At 62.6% G+C, this 19,391-nt stretch carries 18 protein-coding genes and 2 pseudogenes; 8 read left to right on the top strand and 12 right to left on the bottom strand.

Annotation, left to right across the window (positions count from 1 at the left end):
- The 6 genes from AC1DJB_RS04010 to fabF all read left to right on the top strand — a co-directional run.
- The coding region (locus tag AC1DJB_RS04010; protein ID WP_476909951.1) for a hypothetical protein at window positions 1-264 on the top strand (264 nt) is incomplete at its 5' end.
- A 204-nt stretch (window positions 265-468) separates the two neighbouring features.
- Window positions 469-1,713, top strand: coding sequence for a PucR family transcriptional regulator (locus AC1DJB_RS04005; RefSeq protein WP_059387754.1), 1,245 nt, complete (start codon window positions 469-471; stop codon window positions 1,711-1,713).
- An 88-nt stretch (window positions 1,714-1,801) separates the two neighbouring features.
- Complete coding sequence (locus AC1DJB_RS04000; RefSeq protein ID WP_059387753.1) at window positions 1,802-2,731, top strand: ACP S-malonyltransferase; 930 nt, start codon at window positions 1,802-1,804, stop codon at window positions 2,729-2,731.
- Window positions 2,728-3,789 carry a beta-ketoacyl-ACP synthase III gene (locus AC1DJB_RS03995; protein WP_284988322.1) on the top strand — a complete coding sequence of 354 codons (1,062 nt, stop codon included), beginning with the start codon at window positions 2,728-2,730 and terminating at the stop codon, window positions 3,787-3,789. Before AC1DJB_RS04000 ends, AC1DJB_RS03995 begins: the two co-directional genes overlap by 4 nt.
- Before the next feature lie 109 nt (window positions 3,790-3,898).
- On the top strand, window positions 3,899-4,144 hold the full coding sequence (locus AC1DJB_RS03990) for an acyl carrier protein (protein WP_028267518.1): 246 nt from the start codon (window positions 3,899-3,901) through the stop codon (window positions 4,142-4,144).
- Window positions 4,145-4,284: 140 nt separating this feature from the next.
- Window positions 4,285-5,520: a beta-ketoacyl-ACP synthase II gene (gene fabF / locus AC1DJB_RS03985; RefSeq protein WP_241710849.1), complete on the top strand. Its 1,236-nt coding sequence runs from the start codon at window positions 4,285-4,287 to the stop codon at window positions 5,518-5,520.
- A gap of 144 nt (window positions 5,521-5,664) precedes the next feature.
- On the opposite strand, the gene AC1DJB_RS03980 is transcribed toward fabF, so the two are convergent.
- The 5 genes and pseudogenes from AC1DJB_RS03980 to AC1DJB_RS03960 form a co-directional block, all read right to left on the bottom strand.
- A complete protein-coding gene (locus AC1DJB_RS03980; protein WP_284988323.1) occupies window positions 5,665-6,168 on the bottom strand; it encodes a DUF3145 domain-containing protein in 504 nt (167 codons plus the stop codon).
- A gap of 260 nt (window positions 6,169-6,428) precedes the next feature.
- Window positions 6,429-7,394 (bottom strand): tyrosine recombinase XerC, encoded by a 966-nt coding sequence (locus AC1DJB_RS03975; RefSeq protein WP_370872218.1) that lies wholly within the window; start codon window positions 7,392-7,394, stop codon window positions 6,429-6,431.
- Window positions 7,395-7,467: 73 nt separating this feature from the next.
- The gene (gene dprA / locus AC1DJB_RS03970) at window positions 7,468-8,694 is read right to left on the bottom strand and encodes a DNA-processing protein DprA (RefSeq protein ID WP_476909950.1); all 1,227 of its coding nucleotides are present in this window, start codon (window positions 8,692-8,694) and stop codon (window positions 7,468-7,470) included.
- A gap of 11 nt (window positions 8,695-8,705) precedes the next feature.
- A pseudogene (locus AC1DJB_RS03965) lies at window positions 8,706-9,617 on the bottom strand (YifB family Mg chelatase-like AAA ATPase); the annotation flags it as partial.
- Window positions 9,618-9,729: 112 nt separating this feature from the next.
- Window positions 9,730-10,077, bottom strand: a complete 348-nt coding sequence (locus AC1DJB_RS03960; RefSeq protein ID WP_476909956.1) for a hypothetical protein — start codon at window positions 10,075-10,077, stop codon at window positions 9,730-9,732.
- A gap of 1,450 nt (window positions 10,078-11,527) precedes the next feature.
- Here AC1DJB_RS03960 and AC1DJB_RS03955 point away from each other — a divergent pair.
- Window positions 11,528-12,229, top strand: a complete 702-nt coding sequence (locus AC1DJB_RS03955) for an AbiV family abortive infection protein (protein ID WP_476909949.1) — start codon at window positions 11,528-11,530, stop codon at window positions 12,227-12,229.
- 137 nt (window positions 12,230-12,366) lie between these two features.
- On the opposite strand, the gene AC1DJB_RS03950 is transcribed toward AC1DJB_RS03955, so the two are convergent.
- From AC1DJB_RS03950 to AC1DJB_RS03940, 3 genes are read right to left on the bottom strand one after another with little or no spacing between them, the layout of a single operon-like run.
- On the bottom strand, window positions 12,367-14,154 hold the full coding sequence (locus AC1DJB_RS03950) for a hypothetical protein (protein WP_476909948.1): 1,788 nt from the start codon (window positions 14,152-14,154) through the stop codon (window positions 12,367-12,369).
- Entirely contained in the window at window positions 14,108-14,743 is a 636-nt protein-coding gene (locus tag AC1DJB_RS03945) for a transposase (protein WP_476909947.1), read from the bottom strand. The genes AC1DJB_RS03950 and AC1DJB_RS03945 overlap by 47 nt, the downstream gene beginning before the upstream one ends.
- The gene (locus tag AC1DJB_RS03940; protein WP_476909946.1) at window positions 14,715-15,176 is read right to left on the bottom strand and encodes an IS3 family transposase; all 462 of its coding nucleotides are present in this window, start codon (window positions 15,174-15,176) and stop codon (window positions 14,715-14,717) included. The genes AC1DJB_RS03945 and AC1DJB_RS03940 overlap by 29 nt, the downstream gene beginning before the upstream one ends.
- Window positions 15,177-15,283: 107 nt before the next feature.
- Here AC1DJB_RS03940 and AC1DJB_RS03935 point away from each other — a divergent pair.
- Window positions 15,284-16,529: pseudogene (locus AC1DJB_RS03935) on the top strand (IS256 family transposase).
- 74 nt (window positions 16,530-16,603) lie between these two features.
- Here AC1DJB_RS03935 and AC1DJB_RS03930 read toward each other — a convergent pair.
- The 4 genes from AC1DJB_RS03930 to AC1DJB_RS03915 all read right to left on the bottom strand — a co-directional run bounded on the left by AC1DJB_RS03930 (window position 16,604) and on the right by AC1DJB_RS03915 (window position 19,333).
- Entirely contained in the window at window positions 16,604-16,891 is a 288-nt protein-coding gene (locus AC1DJB_RS03930) for a transposase (protein ID WP_476909945.1), read from the bottom strand.
- Window positions 16,884-17,525 carry a hypothetical protein gene (locus AC1DJB_RS03925; protein WP_476909944.1) on the bottom strand — a complete coding sequence of 214 codons (642 nt, stop codon included), beginning with the start codon at window positions 17,523-17,525 and terminating at the stop codon, window positions 16,884-16,886. The genes AC1DJB_RS03930 and AC1DJB_RS03925 overlap by 8 nt, the downstream gene beginning before the upstream one ends.
- Window positions 17,526-17,675: 150 nt before the next feature.
- Window positions 17,676-18,152, bottom strand: coding sequence for a PIN domain-containing protein (locus tag AC1DJB_RS03920; protein ID WP_476909943.1), 477 nt, complete (start codon window positions 18,150-18,152; stop codon window positions 17,676-17,678).
- The gene (locus AC1DJB_RS03915; protein ID WP_476909942.1) at window positions 18,149-19,333 is read right to left on the bottom strand and encodes an ImmA/IrrE family metallo-endopeptidase; all 1,185 of its coding nucleotides are present in this window, start codon (window positions 19,331-19,333) and stop codon (window positions 18,149-18,151) included. The genes AC1DJB_RS03920 and AC1DJB_RS03915 overlap by 4 nt, the downstream gene beginning before the upstream one ends.
- Window positions 19,334-19,391 lie beyond the last annotated feature (58 nt).

Here is a 19,391-nt window from a genome sequence, read left to right as displayed (position 1 = left end):
ATGAAAGCCGTCCCGGACCAGATCCGCCAATTCATCCCCAACGAATTCGCCTCCCTCGGCGCCGACGGATTCGGATTCTCCGACACCCGCCAAGCCGCACGCCGCTTCTTCAAAAACGACACCCACTCCATCGTCGTGAAGACCCTGCAACTGCTCGCCCGCCGAGGCGAAGTTGACGCACAGGCGGCGGCCCAGGCAATCGAGAAGTACAGTCTCCTCGATGTCAACGCCGGCACCACCGGCGGGGCAGGCGGCGAAAGCTAAGCCTCCAGCGAAGCACAACGAACCCAAGCAACATCTCGACGGCGGTCCACACCGAAAGGTGCGGGCCGCCGTCGGGCTTTAACACCCGGCTTCAACAATCGCCACAAAGCAGCAAACGGCGCTGCCATCGCGTGACGCGCGCCAATCTCAGTTGTAGCCTTCGCACAAATGGAGCTTGTGGATGATGCGCCGTATGCTCAAGGAATGGCAGAGCCGATTCAAACCCCCGCGAAACGCAAAGCGGCCGCGCGCACGGTAACACCGGAAAAGGCGGAGACACTCAAGCGGCTCCGCGCCAATGTGGGGCAGCTGTCCACCACCACCATGCGCAAGCTTGAGAAATCGCTGCCCTGGTACAGCCGGCTGAGCTCCGACGAACGTTCAGCCTTGGGCCTGGTAGCCCAAAACGGAATCGCGGCCTTCGTGACGTGGTACGAGCGGCCGAGCTCGCCGTCGTGGATCCTGACGGACGTCTTCGGGAATGCTCCCACCGAGCTGACCCGCTCCATCAGCCTGCAAAAGGCCCTCCAGTTGATCCGGATCGTCGTCGAGGTGGTGGAGGACCAGGTCCCGGTGATCGCGCCGGAAGCCGACCAACCGTCTTTGCGCGAAGCAGTCCTGCGCTATTCGCGGGAAGTGGCATTCGCCGCCGCGGATGTCTATGCGCGCGCCGCCGAGTCCCGCGGTTCCTGGGACACCAGGCTCGAAGCCCTGATTGTGGACGCCATCCTCCGGGGCGAGAATACCGATGCCCTTCGTTCCCGTATCGCCGCCCTCGGCTGGAAGGCCCAGGAGCGATTCACGGTGATGGTGGGAAACTCGCCGTCGGAACCAAGCGCAAGCTATGTGAGCGAGTTGCGCCGGACCGCCGGACGCTACGCTGAGGACGCACTGGTAGGCATCCAAGGCGACCGCCTCATCCTGATTCTGGGTGGCGTGCAAGACCGCGACACCGCGTATCTGAAACTCAGCGAACTTTTCGCCCCGGGCGCGGTGGTCTACGGACCCGAGGCCGGCTCCCTGTTGGAGGCAAGCAGCTCCGCCCAGGCGGCCTTTGCAGGGCTCACCGCTGCCAAGGCTTGGCCTTCGGCTCCGCGACCTGTAGCGGCGGACGATCTCCTCCCGGAACGGGTCGTCTCAGGCGACGACGCCGCCCGCCGTTCCCTCATCAAGAACATTTACCGGCCGCTGCTGGCCGCTTCAAACGGCCTTGTAGAGACCCTCGGCACCTATCTGGAACTCGGCCATTCCCTCGAAGCGACTGCCCGCGAGCTGTTCGTCCACGCGAACACCGTGCGGTATCGTCTCAAGCGCGTCTGCGACGTCACAGGGTGGGACCCGCTCCTCCCGCGGGAGGCTTTCGTACTCCAAACCGCACTGGTTGTGGGCAGGCTTTCGGCCCAGCCAAAGGCGACGTCGGAGCGTCACGGTACCCGATCCGCGGGTTGAACCGTTGTAGACTTCCTACAAACTGACCCAGTGAGCTTGGTGTACGCAAACACCAGTAGTTCACGCGGCAATTTGGAAAGCTGGTTACGTGCTTGCAATCGTCTGCCCTGGACAGGGCTCCCAGACCCCTGGATTTTTGGCCCCTTGGCTGGAGCTCCCTTCCGTAGAAGGCCATTTGGCCTCCCTGAGCGAAATCGCAGGCATCGACCTCAAGGCCCACGGCACCACCTCCGATGAAGAAACCATCAAGGACACCGCCGTCGCGCAGCCCTTGATCGTCGCCGCAGGGCTCGTGGCAGCGAAATCGCTGTTCGACGTCGAACTCAGTACCCTTCCGATCGTCCTTGCCGGCCACTCGGTCGGAGAGATCACGGCCTCGGCGCTTGCGGGTGTCCTGAGCGAGGAAGAAGCCATGACGTTCGTCCGCGAGCGTGCCAACAACATGGCCGCTGCCGCCGCCGTCACCCCCACCGGGATGAGTGCCGTCGTCGGCGGCGATCCGGCCGAAGTGCTTTCCGCTATTGAGGCCGCCGGCGCAACGCCGGCAAATGTCAACGGCGCAGGCCAGACCGTTGCGGCAGGCACGTTCGAACAGCTCCAGGCACTGGCTGACAACCCGCCGGCCAAAGCCAGGGTCATCCCGCTGAAGGTCGCCGGAGCATTCCATACTTCCCACATGGCTCCGGCCGTGAGCGCACTTGAAGCACTGCGGCCGTCCCTTAAGCCGCAGGCTCCCACGGTTCCGCTGCTCTCGAACTTCGACGGCCAGGAAGTCACCGACGGCGGCGCCGCCGTCGAAAGCCTGATCGCCCAGGTCTCGCGCCCGGTGCGTTGGGACCTGTGCATGGAGAACCTGGTCCAGCGCGGAGTCACTGGACTCATCGAACTGGCACCGGCCGGCACGCTTGCAGGCCTCGCCAAGCGCGGCATGCCGGGCGTGAAAACCGTTGCCGTCAAGACGCCGGATGATCTGTCCGCCGCACTTGCACTCTTCGCGGAATTGGAGGGAGACGCATGAGCGCCCCCGTACTCAAGCAGGCACCAAGGAACGAATACTCACGCGTTGTCGGCATCGGGGCATACCGCCCGGACATCATCGTCACGAACGACGACGTCTGCCAGTGGATCGATTCCTCGGACGAATGGATCCGCCAGCGCACGGGCATCGTGACCCGCCACCGCGCCGCGGCCGATGTCAGCGTCATCGACATGGCCGAGGGAGCTGCCCGCGAGGCGCTCAAGCAGGCCGGCATTGAGGCTTCCCAGCTCGGTGCCGTCATCGTCTCCACGGTCACGCACCCGTATGCCACGCCTTCCGCGGCTGCCGCCCTCACCGACCGTTTGGGCGCCACCCCGGCACCGGCTTTCGACATCTCCGCGGCATGCGCAGGCTACTGCTACGGAATTGCCCAGGGCGATGCCTTGGTCCGATCCGGCGCGGCTGAATACGTCCTGGTGGTCGGCGCCGAGAAGCTCTCCGACGTCATCGACAACCATGAGCGAACCATCTCTTTCCTTCTGGGCGATGGCGCCGGTGCGGTTGTCATCGGCCCGTCCGATACGCCCGGTATTGCCCCGTCTGTCTGGGGATCCGATGGCAGCAAGTGGAACGCGATCGGCATGACGCATTCCCTCGACGAAGTGCGCCACCTTGGCGAGACAGCCCGCCATTCGGACGAATCCGACGATCAGGCCATTATTTCCGCAGCGCAGGATGTCTGGCCGACGCTCCGCCAGGACGGCCAGACGGTCTTCCGTTGGGCAGTCTGGGAAATGGCGAAAGTTGCCCAGCAAGCCCTCGATGCCGCAGGGATCGAAGCCTCGGACCTGGCGGCGTTTGTCCCCCACCAAGCCAACATGCGGATCATCGACGAGATGGTCAAGAAGCTCAAACTTCCCGAAACCGTGGTGGTCGCCCGGGACATCGCTGAGGCGGGAAACACTTCTGCCGCCTCCATTCCGCTGGCCACGCACCGACTCCTCAAGGAGAACCCGGAACTCAGCGGTGGCCTTGCCTTGCAGATCGGCTTCGGTGCCGGTCTTGTGTTTGGCGCCCAGGTAATCGTTCTTCCGTAATTTCGGACCGCGCCTACCTTCAATTGAATAGTGCTTTGAAACCCAAGCCGTAACCGCGGTTTGCCCCCATTTCCGGCAATAGCCGGCACAACAAGAAAAGGAGCCAACAATGGCTAGCAACGAAGAAATCCTGGCCGGCCTGGCTGAAATCGTGAACGAAGAGACCGGCCTCGCCACCGAAGCCGTGGAGCTGGACAAGTCCTTCACCGAGGACCTGGACATCGACTCCATCTCCATGATGACCATCGTCGTCAACGCTGAAGAGAAGTTCGGCGTGCGCATCCCGGACGAAGAGGTCAAGAACCTCAAGACCGTCGGCGACGCCGTCAACTTCATCTCGAACGCACAGGCCTAGCCTGGCCTCAACTGTGCCGGACTTCGGGTGCGCCCTGTTGCATCCGAAGCCCGGCACAGCTGCTATATCTCCCAGAGTTTTTTCCTGCCTCCCCAGTGAGAACAGCACGTGGGTTGGCTGATCCGACAGAGAGTGATCTCATGGCACGCAAAGTAGTCATAACCGGTCTGGGCGCCACAACGCCCATCGGCGGCGACGTCCCCACGATGTGGAAGAACGCGCTCAAAGGGGTCTCCGGTGCCCACACACTCGAGGACGAGTGGGTTGCCAAGTATGACCTTCCGGTCCACTTTGCCGCCCGGTGCTCGACGCCGGCCCTCGAAGTTCTGAGCCGCGTTGAAGCCAAGCGCATGGACCCGTCCACGCAGTTCGGTGTCATCGCCGCCCGCGAGGCCTGGGCAGATTCCGGTATCACCGAAATCGACCACGACCGCCTTGCAGTGGCTTTCGCCACGGGCATCGGCGGTGTCTGGACGCTCCTGGACGCTTGGGACACGCTGAGGGAAAAGGGCCCCCGCCGGGTCCTTCCCATGACGGTCCCGATGCTCATGCCGAACGGCGTCGCCGCCGCTGTCAGCCTTGACCTTGGTGCCCGCGCCGGTGCGCACACCCCCGTTTCTGCTTGCGCTTCCGGCACCGAGGCGATGCACCTCGGCCTGGACCTCATCCGCTCGGGCAAGGCCGACGTCGTCGTGTGCGGTGGCGCCGAAGCTGCCATCCACCCGATGCCGCTCGCCGCGTTTTCCTCGATGCAGGCCCTTTCCCGCCGCAATGACGATCCGGAGCACGCATCGCGGCCATATGACCGCGACCGCGACGGCTTCGTCATGGGTGAAGGCGCCGGCGCCCTGGTCCTCGAGGCCGAAGAGCACGCGATCGCCCGCGGAGCGCGCATCTACGCCGAGCTCGCCGGTACATCGGTCACAGCCGACGCCTACCACATCACGGCACCGGACCCGGAAGGCCTGGGCGCAACCCGGGCTTTGAAGGCCGCCATGTTCGATGGCCGCATCCAGGCCGAGGACGTGGTGCACGTCAATGCCCACGCCACCTCGACGCCTGTCGGTGACAAGCCCGAGTACACGGCCCTCCGTGCCGCGCTGGGCGCTCACGTCGACAATGTGGCAGTCTCTGCCACCAAGTCGCAGATGGGCCACTTGTTGGGCGCTTCAGGGGCCGTGGAAGCAGTGCTGACGGTCCTCGCCGTCTACGAACGCCAGGCTCCGTTGACCATCAACCTTGAGAACCAGGATCCGGAGATCCCGCTCGACGTCGTCACTTCGGCACGCACTCTGCCCGCCGGTGACATCGTCGCCTTGAGCAACTCCTTCGGTTTCGGCGGCCACAACGCCGTCATCGCCATCCGCAACGTCTGACAGTCGCTGCCGGTTCGAGGCACAAGCTACGCACAAGAGGAGGGCCCCACCACGGTGGGGCCCTCCTCTTGTGCTATGGAAAAACTGTCTTCGGGAACTTTGTTCCCTGGCCCGGCTAGTGTTCCCCGACCGGCACGGTGTTCCCTAACCGACCTGGTGGAGCCAACGCACGGGAGCGCCTTCGGCGGCATGCCGGAACGGCTCGAGCTCTTCGTCCCAGGCCTCACCGAGCGCCAAGGAAAGCTCGTGGTAGACGGCGGCGGGATCTCCAGCCGCCGACTCGTAGGCGTAGCGGATGCGGTCCTCTGTCACCATGATGTTGCCGTGGACATCGGTGACGGCATGGAAGATACCCAGCTCCGGTGTGTGCGACCAGCGCGCGCCGTCCACGCCTTGACTGGGCTCCTCGGTCACTTCGTAACGAAGGTGCGCCCACCCTCGCAGTGCCGAAGCCAGTTGGGCGCCCGTTCCGGGGACTCCTACCCAAGAGAGCTCGGCGCGGAACATTCCGGGCGCGGCAGGTTGAGGGGTCCACTCGAGATCGGTCCGCTTGTCAACGACCGATCCGATGGCCCACTCGACGTGAGGGCACAACGCAGTAGGGGCCGAATGCACAAACAGGACACCGCGGGTTATTGCAACAGACATTCCATCCTCCATAGCTGTAGGTACGTCTTCCCCAACGACCTCTGCCTGGATGAAATTTTGCTGCGCGGGTGCCGCGCCGTTCCGGTTTCCCTACCTATCTATGATTTTTTCCGCAGCGGAAGAACGTTCAAGTTTAGGTTGAAAGTTTCCCCACAGTGCTTTCATTTTGCCGTACGGACCGGAATTACGCCAGTGCGATTCACGGACGAGCGGATTTCCTTCCTCGGGACTCATCGAAGTGTTGCACGGTTTCCGGGTCTCTAAGCACGGGGATGGGCTTGCTGATAGCTCTTGCGAAGCCTGTCCACCGACACATGGGTGTAAATCTGGGTTGTTGCGAGGCTGCTGTGTCCCAGAATTTCCTGCACGGCACGCAGGTCCGCCCCGCCATCGAGCAGATGGGTGGCGGCAGTGTGGCGCAGCGCGTGGGGTCCGGTCGCGGCGGTATCCCCCAAGGCGGCCAGCAGGTCGTTGACGACGCTGCGGGCCTGGCGCTGATCGATGCGGTTGCCCCGTGAACTGAGAAAAAGTGCCGGTCCGCTACGCTCATTTGCGAGCCGTGGCCGGCCGCGGCGGAGCCAGTCGTCGACGGCGAGCGCAGCCGGTACCCCGTAGGGCACCGTCCGCTCCTTGTTGCCCTTGCCGAGCACGCGAAGAGTCCGGCGGTCCGGATCGAGATCATCGATGTCCAGGCCGGCAAGCTCGCCGACGCGGATTCCGGTGGCATAGAGCAATTCGACGACGGCGCGGTTTCTCAACGGCATCGGAGAGCCATCCGCGGCTGCCTCTGACAGGTTCTCGAAGATCCTCGAGACCTGCTGCTGGTGAAGGACCCCAGGGAGCGTGTGGTCCCGTTTGGGGGCCTGAAGGCGAAGAGCAGGGTCTGAGGCGATGAGTTCTTCCCGAAGGGCCCAGGAAGTGAACGCTCGGGCCGTCGCGGCGTGCCGGGCGAGTGTTGCCCTGGACCGGCCGGATTCGCTTTGTGCCCCCAGCCAACGCCGGAGCGTGCCGAGCTCCAAATCTGCGAGCTTCTCCACGCCCTCCGCGGCAGCGAAGCGCAGCAGGTTCTCGACGTCAGCGATGTAGGCCCTCACCGTGTGGGCGGACCGGGCCCGCTCGCTGTCGAGGTAACGCCGGAAGTCCTCGACGGACCGGGCGAGCGCTACGGGGAGCGGATTCTCTTGCACCCTTCCACTGTGCCAGCCGAGGGGCCCGACGGCCGGCATCGCCACGTTCCGTGCGGGAGCCGGCCAAGGTCCGGGCTCGTGTGATCCCACCAGGCCCGCACCGCACTCCCCCTCAAAATCTCTTCCCGGACCTCTTCCACGCGCCGCTCACTGATACCGCCAACCCCAACAGGCCTAGGCGTCCAAGACCCGCCCTGACGGACTCGGGGCTGAGTCCTGCCACAACCGCGAGCTTCTCCACGGAGCTCGTCGAACGGACCGGCAGGGCATCGAGCAAGATCAGGTCCTCAAGCGTGAGTCCGTCGTGGTCCGAGGCAGCGGTTTCCTTGTCCTCGACAAGCCCCTCACCGCTCGACCCCGCCACTTCCGCGATTTCGCCGACATCCGTGACGCAGACAGCCCCGCCATCCCTGAGGAGCCGATGGCAGCCTGCGGAGTTGGCGCTGTGGATGGACCCCGGGACCGCGGCGACGGCCCTGCCGATGGATTCAGCATGATGGGCCGTATTCAGCGCACCCGAACGCCATCGCGCTTCCACCACGACGGTCACGGCCGCCAAAGCGGCGATGATCCTGTTTCGCTGAAGGAACCTGTAACGCGTGGGCGCCGAGCCCGGGGGAACCTCACCAATGACCGCCCCTTGGTTCGCCACGGCACGCAGCAGATCCTCGTTTCCGGATGGATAGTATCGGTCCACGCCCCCGGCCATCACAGCGATAGTCGGCATGTTGTTCGTGCCCCCGGCCAAGGCCCCGCGGTGTGCGTGGGCGTCGATCCCGTACGCGCCTCCGGAGACGACGGTGCAGCCGCGCTGACCCAGCCCGTAGGCGAAGTCGCCCGTTACGGAGGCCCCGTAGCTGGTGCTATCCCGTGAGCCGACAAGGGCCACGACCCGCTTTACGGGTGGGAACTCCACTTCGTGTCCCCGCCACCACAAGCACAGCGGTTCATGGAGGCCCAGATCTGCCAACTGCACGGGCCATAGCGGGTCGCCAGGGATGACCATACGGCCGCCGAGGCGCTGCATGGTGGCAAGATCACGTTCCGGGGCAAGGTCCGGGATCCTTGGCGCCCACCGCCGTAGTGCAGCAGCCAATCCGGCCCCCGGGTTGGAAACCCCGCTGTCAACCAACAAGGAAGCCACTTCCTGCTCAAGCCCGGGCCCGGGAGCGAGCTCGCCGGTCGCGATTTTGAGACCGTCAACGGCCCCGGCAGCCTTGACCAGGGCGAGCCCGGCCGCATCTTGCGGTTCCATCAGCCGCGACAGTGCTGCTCGGGCCAGGCGTTCCCTTTTTCGCTGCGGAGCGTCCGTGGTGAGCTGCTGGCCGTGTTCAGTCATGGAGTGTCCTTTCATGCGGCCGCGACCGCCTGCCGCAAGCCAAGGGCCTGCCCGATGTCGTCGCTGTGGGGTTGGTCCCTGTGGCCTAGGTCCGCGAGGGTCCAGGCGAGACGCAGAACGCGGTCGTAGCCTCTCGCCGTGAGGATTCCGCGCTCCAAGGAGGTATCCAGAATCTTCGTGGTCGCGGAAGGCAGGCGCAGTTCTCCGCGCAGTACACGGCCGGGAACCTGCGAATTGGTTTCCATCCCGAGACTCCCCAGGCGTTGACGCTGCCGTGAACGTGCGGCTTGGACCCTCGATGCGACGGTGGCGGTGTCTTCTTCCGCGCCGGCTTGGCCGAAGTCCGCGAGGGAAACACGTTCCACCTGGAGCTGGATGTCCACCCTGTCCAGCAGCGGCCCGGACATGCGCCCGAAGTAGCGGCGCCGCATCACCGGAGTGCAGGTGCAGTCGACTCCCTTGCCGGTCGCTTTCCCGCAAGGGCAGGGATTCGCCGCGAGGACCAGTTGGAAGCGTGCCGGATATGCGGCGGTTCCGGCCGAGCGATGAATGACCAGCTCTCCGCTTTCCAGAGGTTGCCGCAAGGCGTCGAGGACCCGGCGTTCATACTCGGGCGCCTCGTCCAGGAACAAGACGCCACGGTGCGCCCGTGATGCCGCCCCCGGCCGCGGCAGGCCGGAACCGCCGCCGATGATCGCTGCCGCGGTGGCGCTGTGATGGGGATTCTCAAAGGGCGGCCGGCGCAACAGCCGTACCGAATCAACATGGACAGCCGAAAGCGAATGGATCGCCGTGACCTCCATGGCTTCCTGGTCCCCCAAATCAGGCAAGAGTCCCGGGAGCCGCTCGGCAAGCATCGTCTTGCCGGCACCGTGAGGTGCAGGAAAGGGTAAAGACCATGTATGCGCGCTCCGTGCTGACATCGAATTCTGGCCGATTCGTGAGTGGCAGTCAGGAAACCTGCAAAATATCACCACCGGTGCCCGAAACCGGCCCCTTAGCGTCCTTCCGAACAGCTTCGAACATCGCCTGGCATCACGCAGACTTGAAGCGGGAGGCTACCGTCTCACGCATAGCCGCAACATCGACGTCGCCGGCTGTCTGCTCTGTAAGCACTTTGGCCAGCCGTTTCGGCCAAAGTACCTGAACGCTCCGAGTCGAAAATGCGTCCCCGATCAGGGGCCAGTCTGCTTCTATGAAGCACAGCACACCGGTGACCGGAACATCCCCGACGAGGTCGCGCACGACGTCGACCTGTTTGAGCACGCCGTCGACCAGTTTCGTGCAATCGCGCCGGCCAACTAGGAGCTTCTCAAGGCGTGGGCGAAGGATGCCGCCCTCGATCTTGAGTTCAGGCCGTCCCTTGTACCGCTTGGCATCAATCGCCCAGATTCCACCCGGAGTGATGGCGATGTGGTCGATATGGCCTTTGAGCCGGGGATGCGCCGATCATGAAGGACAGCCAGGCCATCGGCGGCCAGGGCATTTAGTCGAGCGCCGAGACGTTCCTCACCGACCGCACCTTGATCCCAGGCCTTGGTGTGCTGCCGCTCATCAGAGAGAGCGACTGCGAGGCCACCGAAGTAACCCCACTTCTCGCGAAGCTTTTCCTCGTCCTTCGCCTTGCGACGCTCATACTCGCGTCGGGCTGACGAGCCGGCTACTCCAGACTCATTGGCTGGCAACGCCTCACAAGCCGGTTCGAGGTCGTGGGACGTGGATTCGGCAGCCTCGGTGGGACACTCCAAGCAGCGGACGGTCTTTGTCTCGCTCTCATAGATCGCTTCCGTCCCGGCCGGAAGAGATGTACCGCACATCCTGCATCCTCCGGAGTACCGGAGCCTCATCTGCCTCATGAGGACGCGGGGTGGATCGTCGAAACGAACAGAGTCTGCAGGTAACTTACGACGGCTATTCCGCGGATACGCTTTGTCATAAGCTTCATCTTCACGCACAGCCAGGAACTGTGTTGGACCTGTCGCGCTTACGGCATGCCAAAGACCGCGCGAACTGCCACATGACTTTAGTGAAAATGTTGACCGCCGTGCTCCAGTGAGCTGCAAAAACCACGGGCGACATGCCGCTACGTCGTCGGCTGGCCGTCGGTATCCGGAAACTCACGGAGTGCGCCCGCTAACGCTCTGACCGCCACCGGGTCTTCCGTCCAATGTCGGCCTGTGCGCGTACAAGCGTGAAAGTTTGTCACTTTCGAGGCCTTGGCAGCCTCAGCGAGTTCTGCCCACGCCACCCGCAGTTCCTCCTGGAGCTCAGGTGAGGTGGGCGCGTCCGGGATTGGGGCTGCTGGCCCAATAGGACTCGTGCGTGCCGCGGTTGCGGCTTTTCGCTGAAAAAGACTTCTAAGACCCATTTCCGTGTTCCCCCTTTTTCGCCCTAATCCAGAGTATCAATGCTTTCTCAACGCGTGCGGGACCTCCGCCGGGCAGCCGTCCGCCGATACTGCACCGGAGGCATGCTCAGCTATAAAGACATCATCCTGCTCGGAGAGAAACGAACGGGTTCTCGTCATCCAGGAGCACGAGGAAGGCCGTTGCTGGTGCGGCGAGACTTGGGATTGGCCGGCACCGCCCGGTCCAAGGGTTTAGGGGAGTCCAGAGGTCCATGATCGTCGGGACACCGGATGCCGGCGATCGTCAGGAGCACTGTTGCAGCGAATCCCTCCGTTCGCTTGGGATCGACGAGGTCTTCCAATGCCCGCTCGGTGGCAGAGACTGTCTGTCAACGGTCTTTGTCGAAGTGCCTCCGCCGTGCTGTCCGCTGGTCTAGCTCATCCGTCAGCGAAAGCATGCCGAGGTCGTGCACGAGAATGGATGGTATGGAGATGACCCCGAGCACCGCCCGCGCGTTTTGGAAGGCCCTGATGGACAACGCCACCGGCCTGGTCGCCGACGCCGATGCACTGCTTGAACGCGAGTCATTCGGTCGAGCACGATCGCTCACTGTCCTGGCACAGGAGGAACTGGGCAAGGCGCTGTGGATCTACGAGACATTTGAAGGGTCCTGGAGCACCGGTGCTGAAGCACCGGTGGAAGTGGCGAAGCTGAAGACTCACGGGCGTCACCACGCGAGCAAATACATGGAGGCCTTCGTCTTCGGCCAGGACCTCGCAGCGTTCTGGGGCGACTACGACTCCCTCGAGTCTCCAGAGGAGGACTCACAGGAGGGCTGGGAAGCCTTCTTTGCCAAGAGGAAAAGCAGGGCCGCGGCTGCAGGAAAGCTCGCCAACGAAGATAAGATGGCGGGCTTCTACGTAGACATGGACGTGACCGGAGAGATGGTCCTCTCCCCTACTGACATCACTCCCGGGACCATCGCCGAGGACCTGAAGACCGCAGCACAGGTTATCGAGATGCTGCTCATCAAAGACCACAGCCGGATGAAGTTCTACGCGGCGACGCCGTACGACGGCACACACGAGCAGCAGCATCGACTGCTGCCCATCTCCCACCCCGAAGACTGGGCTACCGCGTCGGAGGAGTTCAAACGCGGCGACTACTGGAAGGACTCCAGGGCATAAGGAAGCTCAGCCTGGTAGCCGACGCACCAGGACCACAAGTTGATTCCGCTGCGCGGCCGATCAGTTGCCCGTACCAGCCGGGTGCTGACAATTACCCGAAACTACTCACACCTGAGGAGATACATCCGAGGGCCCTCCTATGGAGCTGGTTCGGCTATTTCGTATCCTGCGCGTTTCGCGAGGTCATCGAGGTCGGGATTCGGCTGCCATGGTTCATCGTTGAACACGAAGACGTTAAAGGTCTCAGTGGCGTCCCAAACGCCAATCGCCGCCAAGTAGTCGAGACGTAGGGCGTGTTTCCGCAATCGCACGCGTAAGCTGGCCTCCCGGAAGGCAGCGTCCCGGGTGACGCCCCGAGCGAAGCTGAGGAACAGTATGCCCCGACGCTTGCCCGGTCCCGCAATTCCGAATCCGACAAACTTTGTGTGCATCTTTCCGTCCATACGGCTCTCCCGACGCAGTGTGAGGAGTAGATCCCCAATTTCTCGCCGGAGTGGTCCGTCGAGGTCAAGGAGGTCAATGCTGGTTGAAAGCCAACCGTAGGGGCGGTGTTCGTTGAGCGAGTCAAGCAGGCCCGCGAGGCCCGCCGGGATCGGCTGTTGGGGCTTCTCGGCTGCAACTGCCCGGTCTCCACGAGAGTACTCGTACCAGGCGTCAAGCCTGTCGGTCTGGCTCGGCAGCATAGCGATTCCGGCCTGTCCAGGCTCTGTATAGAGGCCCGTGGTGAGATACCTCATGAAGTAGTCGAGCTCTTCCGAAGCCCGGAATGAGCCGGAGATGTTCATTTCGCGGCGGCGCAGAAGGTAGTGAATGAACTCAGATGGGCGCTCAAGCACCTCGGCGATGATTTCCAGATCATGCTGGTTTACGATCCAGGGCGGGTCTTCTGGGCTCAACAGTCCGCTACGCGTCAGTTCCTCGACGACGGTCGAGACTGCGTTTAGGTTGTCGAGCGAGAGGGCGATCGTGAGGACTCCCCTCCCCGGAACGACCGGGATATGGACGTCCTGCACTAGGGAATGCGGCTGCCCCTCAGAGTTCAAGAGTGTGGCCCGCCTAAGAGCAAATTCCAGCCCGTCGTTTAAGAGTGTGCGCAGTCGCCCTGCCTGCTCATCTGCGTCCAGGACTATCTTCTTGAGGTCCAGAAACATTCGGCCGGGGTTCCCCCTGAGTGACGCGGGGGAAAGAGGTTTGCTTTTCATCTCAACGATGATTGCGAAGCGATCGATGAATAGCAGTCCATCGCCCTCAAATTCCTGGTTTTCATCACGGTCTAGGTAGTAAACCGATTGGTAAGCGACATCCGGCTTGAGCACTTTGACCAGTTCGGCGAGGCCCTTCGATTCAAGGAGTTCACCGCGATGGTCGGTGTACTCAGTCGCTGATCGGCTGCGCTTGAGTGCATTCTCCAGCGCCGGACGAATCGCGTAGAGCAGGGATGTGGGCTGGATGAGAATCCAGCGCCGTTCGCCATCTACAAGGCGGCTGGCAAAGGGCTTCCTCTTGACGAGGTTGTCCCCGGCGAGGAATGCGGACACGAGATTCTCGGACTGAATTTCGAGGTCAATGGAGAAATCGGACAGCATCTTCACCAAAAGGGCAGCGTTCATGGTGCTCTCGTCAGCCAACTCTTCAGCCAACTCTTCAGCCAACTCTTCAGCCAACTCTTCAGCTGAGAACGACCCATAGCCCGCTATCTGCTGGAACATGGCAACCTGGACGAGTTCGTCAAGAGCTTCGGCATCCCTCAGTCCACTTGCTTCAATGACTGCCCGAAGGTCCTCATTTACTGCCAGTTGCTCTTCCAGAAAAGTCCTGGCCTCTTCGCCTGAATCAACTAACTTCCTCTGTAGCCAGCCTGCTGTTGAATCGAAGAGCTCAAGTACATCCGCGACCCCGTAACCGAGGATTTCGCGGACGGCCAAGTCGATTACTTGCGGCGAGAATAGCTGCAACAGCAGTGTGAACCGTCCCGGGAATCATGCCGCCTGTTTGTTGGCGGCGTCGTCGGGTAACGAGCCGATTTCTCGAGCATAGTATGCCTGCTCGAATTCCTCGGGTGTTTGGTGCCCGAGGGAGGAAATGGAGACGTTGGTTGTTGTACCAATGCACCCACTCGAACACGACCTCGATCACGTCTGCTTCGGTCTTCAACGCCCCGGTCCGGAACGGGGATCCCGTGGCAACTGCTTCGTTCTTGAACAAGCCCATGACGGTCTCCGCGGCGGCATTATCATAGGCATCCCCGACGGACCCAATCGAGGGTGTCAGGCCCTCCAGCATGAGCGTGTCGGTGTACCGAATCGAGGTGTACTGGCTCCCGGCATCCGAATGATGGATCAGCCCCTGGGCCACGGGCCGGCCTGCGTTTTCACGCCTCCACAGTGCCATGCGCAGGCAGTGCTCCACGAACGCCGTGTCCTTCGCCGTGGATGTCTCCCAGCCCACGATGGGCCCGGGAGTACAGGTCGATGACCAGGGCGACCTAGACGAATCCGGACCAGACCGGAACATAGGTGAAATCCGTCACCCAGGTATGGTTCGGGACGGGGACATGGAAGTCCCGGTTCAACAGATCCCGGGCCCTGCGGCCGTCCTTGCCGGGGATCGTGGTGCGCGTCCTGCGGCCCCGGACGAGCCCATTCATGCCCTCGGCACGCATCAACCGATCCACGGTGTGCTTCGAGACGTCCGGGAAGCCGTTGCGCCGCAGCCAGACCGTCATCTTCCGCCGCCCGTAGATCACCTCGGGCCGGGGCCGGCCCTTCCCGTCAGGAACCTTCAGGGCCCGGAGCGCGTCGGTGATACGGGCGTCCTCCAGGGTCCGCAGGGCCGGGAGTCGGCTCTTCCAGGCCCGGTAAGACCGCGCGGCGACCTGCACGCCCTGCCCACGCAGGACGGCACAGATCGACTCGACCGCATGGCCTTCAACAGTGGAGTCCCGCATAGTGGTGTAACGCCACGGTGGTTGGCTGCGTCGTTGCTGACGTGAAGGCGGTCACCATGTGATCCTTCGAGGAAACTCTCACATCCCACTCGAAAGGCATCAACACGATGACCGCTCCCCATATTGTCGACCCCGCGACCGTGCTCGGCGAAGCCCTGACCGAGGCGTCCCCGGATTTGATGCGGCATCTGCTGCAGACCATGATCAACGCTTTGCTGTCCGCTGACGCCGATGCCGTCGTCGGCGCGGAATGGGGCGAACGCAGCCCTGAGCGCACCACCCACCGCAACGGTTACCGGCATCGGAACCTCGATACCCGTGCCGGGACGATCGATGTCGCCGTCCCGAAGCTGCGACAGGGCAGCTACTTCCCGGAATGGCTCCTCGAACGCCGGAAACGATCCGAGGCCGCGCTAGTCACCGTGATCGCGGACTGCTACCTCGCCGGCGTCTCGACCCGCCGGATGGACAAACTGGTGAAGCAGCTCGGTATCCACTCCCTGTCGAAGTCGCAGGTGTCCAGGATGGCGGCCGATCTCGATGAACACGTGGACGAGTTCCGGCACCGCAACCTGTCCGAGGCCGGCCCGTTCACCTTCGTTGCCGCGGACGCGTTGACGATGAAGGTCCGAGAGGGCGGTCGGGTCGTGAACACCGTGGTCCTGATCGCGACCGGGGTCAACGGCGACGGACGCCGCGAGGTCCTCGGACTCCAGGTCGCCACGTCAGAGACCGGTCCCGCATGGAACGCGTTCTTTGCCGATCTCACCGCCCGCGGCCTTGCCGGGGTGCAGCTGGTCACCTCCGACGCGCACGCCGGGCTGAAAGACGCGATCGCCGCGAACCTGCCCGGGGCAGTCTGGCAACGCTGCCGCACCCATTACGCCGCGAACCTGATGAGTGTGACACCCAAGAGCATGTGGCCGGCCGTGAAAGCGATGCTCCACAGTGTCTATGACCAACCCGACGCTGCCGCGGTGACCGCACAGTTCGACCGGACCCTGGACTACGTGAGCGAGAAACTTCCCGCCGTCGCCTCGCACCTGGACGCGGCCCGGGCAGACATCCTCGCGTTCACCTCGTTTCCCAAGGACCTGTGGCAGCAGATCTGGTCAAACAACCAACGAGCGGCTGAACAGAGAGATCCGCCGCCGAACCGACAGTGTCGGCATCTTCCCCAACCGGGATGCGATCATCCGCCTCGTTGGCGGCGTCCTCGCCGAGCAAACCGACGAATGGTCCGAGGGACGCCGCTATCTCGGCCTCGACATCCTCGCCCGCTCTCGCATGCGCCCCATCGCTGACACCGGAAGCGAGGTAGACAGCGACACGATCATGGCCCTCAGCGCCTAAGCGAAGGATCAACCGTTACACCACTCCACGGGACTTGACCCCTTCAGCCCTCATCTCATCGATGAAACGGCAGATCAGCGGCGGCGAGGGTCGAGTTCCCTCGCGAAGAAAATCGAGGCCTGTTTAAGGATCTCGTTGGATTCCTTCAGGTCACGCACTTCGGCGCGCAGACGCTTGATCTCTTCCAGTTCTTCGCTGCTCGGTCCCGCCTTCTCACCGGCATCAATCTGGGCCTGGACCACCCAGCGACGCAAAGTTTCAGGCCCGACGCCAAGCTTCGGCGCCAAGGCCTTGCAGGCAGCGAAAACGGACGGGTAGTCGGACAGTCGATCGAGGGTCATGCGCACGGCACGATCACGCACGTCCGAAGGATACTGCTTGGGCATAATGGCCATCTTTCTCACAAAAGACGGCGGCATCAAACCCGGGACGGTTCAGTGTCCGTTCCTTGTCCATGTACTGCCGGTTGCGCATATAGAGCTCGGCCGAGACGATCGACAGACGCATTCGTGATTCGATACGCGACGGGACAACATCCGTTGGGGTTTCCTGCCCGTTGGTGGACACTTCATCCGCTGACTGCAATTCAACATGCAAGCGTATGGCTTCAAGATCCGAAAGAGCCCGCAGCTTTCCATGTAAATCTTCCAGCTCCTGACCCGCAGTCTGCGTCACATCACCCACAACTCGCGGCCCGCGCTCGGCAAGCAGCAATGCCGCGAGTTCGGTGAGGCTCGGCAACGACTCATGTTGACTTTCAACGTAGGAGTCAATGTCGGTAGGCAGCGACACCAAGTACAGGTTCGCTATGACATCGAACGCATCCAGATGCGCAACTACGCCCCGAAGTTCCTCGATTGCTTCATCACGTTGCCGGGTAATGTTCTCGAGTGCTTCTTCCAATGATTCGGACGCTTCATAGAGCCGTTCAAGTGCCGTCAACTGTTGTTCGAGAAGACGAGCGAACATTGAGCCGCTGGCGGAGGAATCTGTCATGATGCTAGTTTGACTCGTCGTCGGCAATGACATCTTCCATCCAGCCGGATCCGGAGGTCCGCGGTGGGTTCGGAGGGACAATCCCCACCAGCCTCCTCACTCCGCCAGGACGACTCATCGCCGTAACATCCCGCAGCTGATTGCAATCTGTCACCCACCGCTGCGAGATCCTTCCTGTTCGGCCCCAGCCTCGTCGATGAGCGCTGCGAACTGAGAGTTGCTGAGCACCTTCAGCCCGAACTCCTCTGCCTTGTTGCGGACTGCCTCGTCGCCGGAGACGACGAACCACTCCGGTGCCATGAGGTACTGGCTGTCGTGCTCTCGGCCCTCCAAGGCGCATGCGATGACCAGCGGGTCGGCGTTGCCCAGGTTGGCGTAGAGGTTGACCAGCCGCGTGTCAGTGTCCGGCACTGTGGCCATTACGTCGACCAGCAGTTGAAGCATCCTTGGCGTCGTCGGATGGACGTTGTCGTGCAGAGATTGGAGGTCTGGAAAACCATTGGCCTCACGCAGTACAGCCTCTGGTATGACGGCACTCTCCAAAAAATACTCGCTCGCTCGTCGCTGCCTCCCAAGCTGACTGAGAGCGTTCGTGTCGACTACGTACCGCCGCCCGAAGTCGCTCATCCGAGAGCCCGCCTGAGGTCGCCGATCTGAGATGGCTTGAGGTGGTTCAAACAAACTGCACGACAGAACTCTCCTGGTGAGATGCTCTGGCTATCGAGCGCGTGCAGCATCCGCCGACTGAGTTCTCTCCCGTTGTACTTGCGAACTGCGTTCTCAGGGAGAATCTGACTTCGAGGACCGCCCTTAGGGAGGCTCTGGAACTCCTCCCGCAACCGTGCAAGGTAATTGCCCGTGGTCTCGGCATTAATCAATCCCAGCCTCATCGCGCGCACCGCTACGGCGCTCGTAGTGACCTTGAATTCGTCCGATGCGATCCTCATGTCGTCGAGCGACGTGGGTCCCATCGCCTTAAACCGCTCGCGGGGCATCAGCATTGCACCGGCGATATCGTACTCCCGCCCGGGATCCGTGTAGGCGCTGCCACCGTCCCACGTCATTGGAGCAAATTTCCTTCGGGCTACCAGCACCGTCAGCAGTGCAAGGGTAAAGATGGTCCGACCGGCCGGCTCCTGGTCGTCCCCGTGGTCGCCTCCCGCCAGAAAGATAAACGGGACCTTGTTGTCTCGGATCGTCATGCCACTGAACTTGACGTGCGTCAAGCGCTGCGGCATGTAGTGCTGGACACTTCGCGACACCAAGACCTGGTTGGCTTCGAGACGGCCGATCATGAGATCGAGCGCCTTCTCCTTGCTCCTGCAAGAACGGACCGCCTCGTGAGAAAGGCCTATGGCCGCCATAAGCCGTGCTGCCTCGGCCTCGGCCTCGACCGATGACCGGTCATCACGGAGCAGGCCTACAATCTTGTTCCGCTGGAGCGACTTATCGTGCTTCCGGACGAGCTGCTGTTTTCGGATCAGGTCCTTGACGATCAGTTCGACGTCCCGCAGCTCCACCTTGGCGCGCGACCCTATCGAGAATGTGTCTCTACTCAGTCCGGCGAGCAACTTCTCGGTCTTCTTCTTCACCTGCTCCTGCACCAGCGCAAGCGGAGCGAAGAAAAGGGAGTATGGGATGTCGCCTTTGTCCGCAAGCCGCACGAGGTCGGAAAACTTAATTCGGCGTGAGTCTAGCGCATTCTCATAGTCCTTATAGGTTCCCGCCACAGAATTGTCGAGCAGCACCCTGAACACGGCCTCGTCAATCGGGACGGCCTCTCCATCCAAAAGGACGTCTATCGCCATCTCCGATCACCCCCAAGTGAACATCGTATTACTCGCCGCGCATCCCCATGAGTTCCGC

It is taken from the genome of Arthrobacter sp. 01T428 (assembly GCF_056398685.1).
Note: the sequence above shows the minus strand (reverse complement) of the source record. Positions and strands in the feature narration are given on the sequence as shown.

Coding starts and splice junctions, on each gene's coding strand:
- AC1DJB_RS04005 (WP_059387754.1), top strand. CDS start 469: ATGGCAGAGCCGATTCAAACCCCCGCGAAACGCAAAGCGGCCGCGCGC.
- AC1DJB_RS03995 (WP_284988322.1), top strand. CDS start 2,728: ATGAGCGCCCCCGTACTCAAGCAGGCACCAAGGAACGAATACTCACGC.
- AC1DJB_RS03990 (WP_028267518.1), top strand. CDS start 3,899: ATGGCTAGCAACGAAGAAATCCTGGCCGGCCTGGCTGAAATCGTGAAC.
- fabF (WP_241710849.1), top strand. CDS start 4,285: ATGGCACGCAAAGTAGTCATAACCGGTCTGGGCGCCACAACGCCCATC.
- AC1DJB_RS03980 (WP_284988323.1), bottom strand. CDS start 6,168: ATGTCTGTTGCAATAACCCGCGGTGTCCTGTTTGTGCATTCGGCCCCT.
- AC1DJB_RS03975 (WP_370872218.1), bottom strand. CDS start 7,394: ATGCCGGCCGTCGGGCCCCTCGGCTGGCACAGTGGAAGGGTGCAAGAG.
- dprA (WP_476909950.1), bottom strand. CDS start 8,694: ATGACTGAACACGGCCAGCAGCTCACCACGGACGCTCCGCAGCGAAAA.
- AC1DJB_RS03955 (WP_476909949.1), top strand. CDS start 11,528: ATGGAGATGACCCCGAGCACCGCCCGCGCGTTTTGGAAGGCCCTGATG.
- AC1DJB_RS03945 (WP_476909947.1), bottom strand. CDS start 14,743: ATGTTCCGGTCTGGTCCGGATTCGTCTAGGTCGCCCTGGTCATCGACC.
- AC1DJB_RS03940 (WP_476909946.1), bottom strand. CDS start 15,176: ATGCGGGACTCCACTGTTGAAGGCCATGCGGTCGAGTCGATCTGTGCC.
- AC1DJB_RS03925 (WP_476909944.1), bottom strand. CDS start 17,525: ATGACAGATTCCTCCGCCAGCGGCTCAATGTTCGCTCGTCTTCTCGAA.
- AC1DJB_RS03920 (WP_476909943.1), bottom strand. CDS start 18,152: ATGAGCGACTTCGGGCGGCGGTACGTAGTCGACACGAACGCTCTCAGT.
- AC1DJB_RS03915 (WP_476909942.1), bottom strand. CDS start 19,333: ATGGCGATAGACGTCCTTTTGGATGGAGAGGCCGTCCCGATTGACGAG.